This window comes from Acidocella sp., from assembly GCF_050253495.1.
In the GTDB taxonomy this organism is placed as follows: Bacteria; Pseudomonadota; Alphaproteobacteria; order Acetobacterales; family Acetobacteraceae; genus Acidocella.
Window position 1 is genome coordinate 172,904 of sequence record NZ_JBFWIX010000006.1, and the last position, 6,485, is coordinate 179,388.

The following is a 6,485-nucleotide window of genomic DNA, read 5'->3' on the forward strand; positions in this document are numbered from 1 at the left end:
TTGAAACGAGGATAGAATGGCGTCTTTGAACATCGCGGTGCAGATGGATCCGCTGCACAGCATCGACATTACCGGCGATTCGACCTTTGCGCTGATGCTGGAAGCCCAGGCGCGTGGCCACGGGCTTTGGCATTACGAGGTGCCGCATATGTGGTTGGACGGCGCGGTGCTGAAGGCGCGGGTGAAGCCCGTGACCGTGCAGGCCGTGGCCGGGGCGCATTTTGAATTCGGGCCGGAGGAGGAAATCGACCTCGCCAGCATGGATGTGGTGCTGATGCGCCAGGACCCGCCATTCGACATGGCCTATATCACCGCCACGCACCTGCTGGAGCATATCCACCCACGGACGCTGGTGGTGAACAACCCGGCCGCCGTGCGTAATGCGCCGGAGAAGCTGCTGGTGACGCATTTTCCGCAATTGATGCCGCCGACGCTGATTTCCTGGGACCGACGGGCGATCCGGGCGTTCCGGGCGTTGCATCAGGATATCATCGTCAAGCCGCTATTCGGCAATGGCGGTATCGGGGTGTTCCGTATCAAGCCGGACGATGAGAATCTCGGATCCTTGCTGGACATGTTCTTCACCGCCTCGCGCGAGCCCTTGATGGTGCAGCGTTACGAGCCCGCCGTGCGCAAGGGGGATAAGCGGATCATCCTGATCGACGGCGAGCCGCTGGGGGCCATTAACCGCGTGCCGGCGGAGGGGGATTCACGCTCCAACATGCATGCGGGGGGGATCGCCGAGCCAACCAGGCTGACCGCGCGCGAGCAGGAAATCTGCGCCGCCATCGGGCCGACCTTGAAAGCCCAGGGGCTGCTTTTCACGGGTATCGACGTGATCGGCGATTATCTGACCGAGATCAACGTGACCTCCCCCACGGGGCTGCAGCAGATCGCGCGGTTCGACAAGCTGAATCTCGCCGGCGCGATTCTGGACAAGATCGAGACGATCCGCGCCGGGTGAAGCCAGCCAGCCCAAAGCCGCCGCGTTTTGGCGGCATGCCCGGTTGCTCCTGGGGGTTAAGTGGTTCGCCTTAGCCCAGCTTGTGTAGGATCTGATGATAGGCCCGGCCCTGATAGACGAGGCCGGAGCCCGTGGGGCCGAGATGGATGGCCTGCACCGCGCAGAAAAACACGGTGTGGGTGCCGACATCCTCGCTTTGGCTGACCGTGCAATCCAGGCTGGCGGCGGCGCTTTCCAGAACCGGGGCGCCGGTTTTCAGGCGGATCCAGCTGGCCTGGGAGAAACGCTCGGCCATGGAGAGCTGGCCCTGGCCCGCGAAGACGGGAGAGAGCGCCTCATGCTCATGTGTCAGCACATTGACGCAGATAATCCCGGACGATTTGAAGGTCTCATGCTGGCGGCTGGTGCGGTTGATGCAGACCAGCACGGTGGCTGGATCGTCGGTGACGGAGCAGACCGCCGAGACGGTCATGCCTATATCCCCTTCCGGGCCGGTGGTGGTGATGATGTTCACGGCGGCCCCCATGCGCGCCATGGCTTCCCGGAAGGCTGAACGGTCGATGGCGGACATGCTGATCTCTCTCTCAGGTGGATAGGGGTTCCTAGTCCTTTCCCTTGTCTGTTCGCAAGGCGCGGCCACGTTGCACGGCCGCTTCGCCGAAGCGGGCGCGCAACTGGTCTATGGCTTCCTGCCGGGCGCGCCGGCGTGGGGTGGCGGTATCGGCCAGGTCGCCCAGATCGGCCAAAGCGGCGCTGGCCAGGGGGGCGGCGCCGATGCCGATGAGGCGGAAGGGAGTGGCGCCATCCGTCTCGCGTGCCAGCAAGGGGCGCGCGGCCTCGAAGAGGGTTTCGGCGAGCCGGGTGGGGGCGGGCAGGCGCTGGCTGCGGGTGCGGAGCTGGAAATCGGCGGTCTTGAGCTTCAGCACCAGCCCGGCGGCGGCCTGATTCTCCCGGTACAGCCGGCGGCCTAGCTTTTCGCAAAGCGGCCACAGCTCGGCCTCCAATGTGGCGAGGTCCGCGATATCCGTTTCGAAGGTGGTTTCGGCGCTGATGGATTTGCTCTCCCGGTCCGGGCGGATGGGCCGGGTGTCGCGCAAGCGCGCGCGGTCCACCAGGGCGGGGCCTTCATGGCCCAGCTTCGCGGCGGCGCGCTCGTCCAGGCCTGCGAGCTGGCCGATGGTGATGATCCCCGCCGCTTCCAGCCGTTTGGCCTGGGCGGGGCCGATGCCGGGCAGCAGGCTGGCTTTTTCATCCGCCAGCAAGGCTGGCGCCTCCGCGCCTAGCACGTGAAAACCGCGCGGCTTGCCACGCTCGGCCGCGAGCTTGGCCAGCATGCGGTTGGTGGCGAGGCCGATGGAGATGGTGATGCCCAGCTCCGCCTCGATCCGCCTGGCCAGGCGGGAGAGCACGATGGCGGGCGGCGCGCCGTGCAGGGCCTGGGTGCCGGAGAGGTCCAGGGCGGCTTCGTCGATGGAAAGCGGCTGCACCAGCGGGGTAAGGGTTTCCATCATGGCGCGTACCTGGCGGGAAATGGCGGCGTATTTCGCCATGTCGGGCCGTACCACCATGGCCTGGGGGCAAAGCTTGCGGGCCTTGAACATCGGCATGGCGGACCGCACGCCATAGAGGCGCGCGATATAGCAGCAGGTGGACACCACGCCGCGCACGCCCCCGCCGACGATCAGCGGTTTGTCTTGCCATTCAGGATGGTCGCGTTTCTCCACCGCGGCATAGAAGGCGTCGCAATCGATATGGGCGATGGCGAGGCTGAACAGCTCGGGATGGCGCACCACGCGCATGCCGCCGCAGGCTGGGCAGCTTGGCCCTTCCACCGTCGTATCGCAGTCGCGGCAGAGGCCGGGCATTGTTCACAAGACGGAATCGTCGATCACATAGGCGGCGGTGAGGCCGCCATCGATCGTATAGGCCGAGCCGGTGATGAAGCTGGCTTCGTCCGAGGCCAGGAAGGCGACGAGATTGGCGATCTCGGACGGGTCGGCCAGGCGGCCCATCGGCAGGTAGCGCCGGCGCAGTGCCCAGGCTTCCTCATCCGCCAGAAACGCCTTCACCAGCGGCGTGGCGGTGGGGCCGGGGCAGATGGCGACGGCGCGCAACTTGTGGCGCGCATACATGATGGCGATTTCGCGCGTCATGGCCAGCACGCCGCCCTTGGCGGCGGTGTAGGCGATTTGCGGGAAGGCCGAGCCGACCAGCGCCACGATGGAGGCGTTGTTGATGATGACGCCCTTGCCGGATTCCAGCAGGTAGGGGATGCCCGCCTTGCAGCAGAGAAACACCGAGGTGAGATTGGCGGCGATGGTTTTGTCCCAGCTCGCAAGCGGGGTGTCCACAGGGCCGGAATCGTCGGTCAGGCAGATGCCGGCATTGTTGAACAGCATGTCCAGCCCACCGAACGCGGCGGCGCCTTCCTTGAACATGGCGGTGCAGGCGGCCTCGTGGGTGAGATTGCCGATGACGGGCACGGCTTGCCCGCCAGCGGCGCGGATGGCGGCGACCGTGGCATCCGCGCCGTCGGCGTCGAGATCGGCGCAGACGACCCTGGCCCCTTCCGCCGCGCATTTTTCCGCCGTGGCGCGGCCGATGCCCCCGCCCGCTCCCGTGATGAAAACCCGTTTATGTTTCAGGCGCATGCGAGGATCGCCCGCAATTGCCCGGTGAGCGCTTCACCGGGGGCGAACACACCGTCGAAAACGGCGGAACCGACGGTGAAGCCATCCGCGCCGGCGGTGCGTAGCGCCTCGATACGGGCTGGGCTGTCCACCCCGCCGGCGCAGATCAGGGGTTTGTCCCGCAGCCCCCGGCGCGCGGCGCGCACCAGGGCCAGCGGATCGGCCTCCATGGCGCGATAGGCCAGCAGATCCACCCCGGCACAGCCCTGGGCGATGAAATCCGCGCAATGCGTTTCCACCAGGGCCTCGTTGCCGCCCAATTGCGTCGGGTGGCCGATGGGCGTGCCGGGGAAGGGGTAATATTCCACGGTGCTGCCGGCGAGAATGTCCAGCGTGCCGGTCACCTGCGTGCCGCCCAGCAGCCTGTCCACCCCGATGGCCTTGCCGATGCGCGCGGAATGCAAGGCGGTTTCCGGCGTGGTGGCCACGACTTCGAGATAGGAGACGGCGCCCAGCGCCTTGATCCGCGCGGTCAGGGCGTGGAGGGTGGCTTCGTCGGCGCCGACATCCTTGAAGCCGATATGGCGCAGGCCAAGCGGGGCGATGTCGTCCAGAACCGTCAGGCAGTCAGGCACCGTGCGGTCCTGGCGCGTGAGCATGAAGATGAAATCCATGCGGCTTTTGTCTCATTGCCCCTGCCGTCAGGCAATGATTGAAGGTAAAAATTTCTTATTTTCCCGCATGAAGGGGCGTTCGACCCCATGATGCAGCAAGATGGCCGCGGCGAGGGAGGCCAACACCGAAAGCGGCAGGAAGGCGAGGCTGAACAGCAAGGGGGCATGGGCAAGGGGAGGGCCCAGGCCCAGCGCCAGCAGCCGTTCCACCGGTTCGTTCACCAGATAGAGGGGGTAGGAGATCGCGCCGAGATAAAGCAAGGGGCGCCAAGCCAGGACCCGCCCCCAATTTCGGCGCTGGGCCAGCATGAGGCAGGCCCAGGCCAGGGCGGTGAGGATCTTGCCGGGCCCGGTGAGCCAGGCCAGCCCGATGACACAGGCCAGGCAGGCGATGAAGGGGGCCAGGCGGTTCTCCCGCAGCCAGATCCGGCTGGCCAGGCCGAGCGCGAACCATCCGGCTTCCACGGGCAGGAAGGCACGGGAGAACGCCCCATCCAGGGGCAGGGACTGGTAGAGGATCGCGATGCCGAGCAAGCCGGCGATGGCGAAGCCGGACCGGCGCGGCGCCACCAGCCCGATGGCCGCGATGAGCAGATAAAATTGCCATTCCGTGGATAGTGACCAAGCCGGGCCCAGCAATGTCACCCAGCCATAAGGCAGCCAGCGGTTCGGGATGAGGCCATGCAGTAGCGTGAGATGTGCCAGCAGGTGCGGCCAGACCGGGCTGGGCAGGGCGGGTGATACGATCTGCCGGGCCGCCACGCCCGCCCAGGGCAGGGCGCGCAGCGGGTCGCCCTGGGCCTCGGCCAGCATGGCGATGCCCAGCACCAGGACATAAGCCGGCAGCAGGCGGCGCGCGCGCGCCGCCATGAAGGGGAGCATGCGCCAGCCATGGCGCTCAAGCGAGCCGATGATCACCAGCCCGCTGAGCGCGAAGAACAGATCCACCGCCGCCTGGCCGTGGGAGAATAACCAGCCAAGCCATGCGGGGCTGACGGCTAGGGGCAGGCCATGCCCAAGCATGACATAGACAGCCAGGAGCCCGCGCATGCCATCCAGCCGTTGCAGACGTTGCATGGATGCAACTTATGCGGGAATGCGCCGCCGTGCCAGTGGGGGATCAAAACCCCAATATCGCCACCAGGACAGGCAGGATGAGCGCGGTGACGACACCGTTGAGGCCGATGGCCAGCCCGCCGAAAGCGCCCGCTGTTTCATTCAGGCGGATCATATGGCTGGTGGCGATGCCATGCGCCGCCGTGCCCGCCGCCAGCCCCTGGGCCTGCCAGTCCTTGACCTGTGCCATTTTGTAAAGAGGGCCGCAGATCAAGGTGCCGACCATGCCGGTGATGATGACGAAGACGGCGGTGAGGGCGGGGATGCCGCCAAGCTCCTGCGCCACGCCCATGGCGATGGGCGTGGTGACGGATTTGGGCCCGAGCGAGACCACGATGTCCCGCGGGGCACCCAGCAGATGCGCGATGAGCATGGCCGAAAGCGCCGCCACGAGGGAGCCGGCGCCGAGAGATACCAGAATCGGCACGAAATTGCGGCGGATGGCTGGCCAGTTGGCGTACATTGGCACAGCCAGCGCCACCGTGGCGGGGCCCAGCAGGAAATGGATATAGACCGCGCCGGTGAAATAGGTCTGGTAGCTGGTGCCCGTGACCAGCAGGGCCGCCACCAGCATCAGCACCGCCAGCACGGTGGGGTTGGTCAAGGCCTTGTGGCCGGCCCGCCCGTCCAGGAAGCAGGCCAGCTCCCAGGCGCAGAGTGTGACCGCCAGGCCGAGCAGAGGTTGGGTCTGCAAATAGACCCAGACATGAAAGAAAGGCAGCGGCAGCAGGCTATGCATGGGGCTTGGCCTCCCGCCGGTTGAGGAACCATTGCATCGTGACCCCGGTGACGAGCAGGCCGAGCGTGGTGGAGACGCCGATGGAGATGATGATGGCCAGCGCGTTCTGCTTCAGGATCTCCAGTTGATTGACGACCCCCACGCCGGCGGGGACGAACAGCAATCCGAGATATTTCAGCAGGGCTTGTGAGGTTTGGCGTAAATCCTCACTTGGCGGGCCGAATTTCAGGAACCAGATCAACGCCAGCACCAGCCCGATCACGGGGCCAGGCACGGGCAGCCCGGTGCCTTGATGCAGGATGGTGCCAATCAACTGATCCAGAATCAGGATGGTGAGCGCTCTGACCAAACCAAATCTCCCG

The 6,485-nt window shown here is 66.1% G+C and carries 8 protein-coding genes; 1 reads left to right on the forward strand and 7 read right to left on the reverse strand.

Translation table 11 applies throughout. The features are described from left to right. Positions 1-16: 16 nt before the first annotated feature. Positions 17-964, forward strand: a complete 948-nt coding sequence (gshB, locus tag AB7D48_RS07225; RefSeq protein WP_427977071.1) for a glutathione synthase — start codon at positions 17-19, stop codon at positions 962-964. Between the two features lie 70 nt (positions 965-1,034). On the opposite strand, the gene AB7D48_RS07230 is transcribed toward gshB, so the two are convergent. From AB7D48_RS07230 to AB7D48_RS07260, 7 genes are all read right to left on the reverse strand, one after another. Beyond that, the gene (locus AB7D48_RS07230) at positions 1,035-1,535 is read right to left on the reverse strand and encodes a flavin reductase (protein WP_427977073.1); all 501 of its coding nucleotides are present in this window, start codon (positions 1,533-1,535) and stop codon (positions 1,035-1,037) included. A gap of 31 nt (positions 1,536-1,566) precedes the next feature. Then, positions 1,567-2,829 carry a DNA polymerase IV gene (locus AB7D48_RS07235; protein ID WP_427977075.1) on the reverse strand — a complete coding sequence of 421 codons (1,263 nt, stop codon included), beginning with the start codon at positions 2,827-2,829 and terminating at the stop codon, positions 1,567-1,569. A gap of 3 nt (positions 2,830-2,832) precedes the next feature. Next, positions 2,833-3,615 (reverse strand): SDR family oxidoreductase, encoded by a 783-nt coding sequence (locus tag AB7D48_RS07240; RefSeq protein ID WP_427977078.1) that lies wholly within the window; start codon positions 3,613-3,615, stop codon positions 2,833-2,835. Beyond that, positions 3,606-4,268: a hypothetical protein gene (locus tag AB7D48_RS07245; RefSeq protein ID WP_427977080.1), complete on the reverse strand. Its 663-nt coding sequence runs from the start codon at positions 4,266-4,268 to the stop codon at positions 3,606-3,608. Before AB7D48_RS07245 ends, AB7D48_RS07240 begins: the two co-directional genes overlap by 10 nt. A 27-nt stretch (positions 4,269-4,295) precedes the next feature. Next, complete coding sequence (locus AB7D48_RS07250; protein ID WP_427977083.1) at positions 4,296-5,345, reverse strand: acyltransferase family protein; 1,050 nt, start codon at positions 5,343-5,345, stop codon at positions 4,296-4,298. A 43-nt stretch (positions 5,346-5,388) separates the two neighbouring features. After that, positions 5,389-6,123: an LrgB family protein gene (locus AB7D48_RS07255; protein WP_427977085.1), complete on the reverse strand. Its 735-nt coding sequence runs from the start codon at positions 6,121-6,123 to the stop codon at positions 5,389-5,391. After that, positions 6,116-6,485, reverse strand: a 370-nt coding sequence (locus AB7D48_RS07260) for a CidA/LrgA family protein (RefSeq protein WP_427977088.1), incomplete at its 5' end; no start/stop codon positions are given. The genes AB7D48_RS07255 and AB7D48_RS07260, both read right to left, overlap by 8 nt.

Coding starts and splice junctions, on each gene's coding strand:
- AB7D48_RS07250 (WP_427977083.1), bottom strand. CDS start 5,345: ATGCAACGTCTGCAACGGCTGGATGGCATGCGCGGGCTCCTGGCTGTC.
- gshB (WP_427977071.1), top strand. CDS start 17: ATGGCGTCTTTGAACATCGCGGTGCAGATGGATCCGCTGCACAGCATC.
- AB7D48_RS07255 (WP_427977085.1), bottom strand. CDS start 6,123: ATGCATAGCCTGCTGCCGCTGCCTTTCTTTCATGTCTGGGTCTATTTG.
- AB7D48_RS07240 (WP_427977078.1), bottom strand. CDS start 3,615: ATGCGCCTGAAACATAAACGGGTTTTCATCACGGGAGCGGGCGGGGGC.
- AB7D48_RS07235 (WP_427977075.1), bottom strand. CDS start 2,829: ATGCCCGGCCTCTGCCGCGACTGCGATACGACGGTGGAAGGGCCAAGC.
- AB7D48_RS07245 (WP_427977080.1), bottom strand. CDS start 4,268: ATGGATTTCATCTTCATGCTCACGCGCCAGGACCGCACGGTGCCTGAC.
- AB7D48_RS07230 (WP_427977073.1), bottom strand. CDS start 1,535: ATGTCCGCCATCGACCGTTCAGCCTTCCGGGAAGCCATGGCGCGCATG.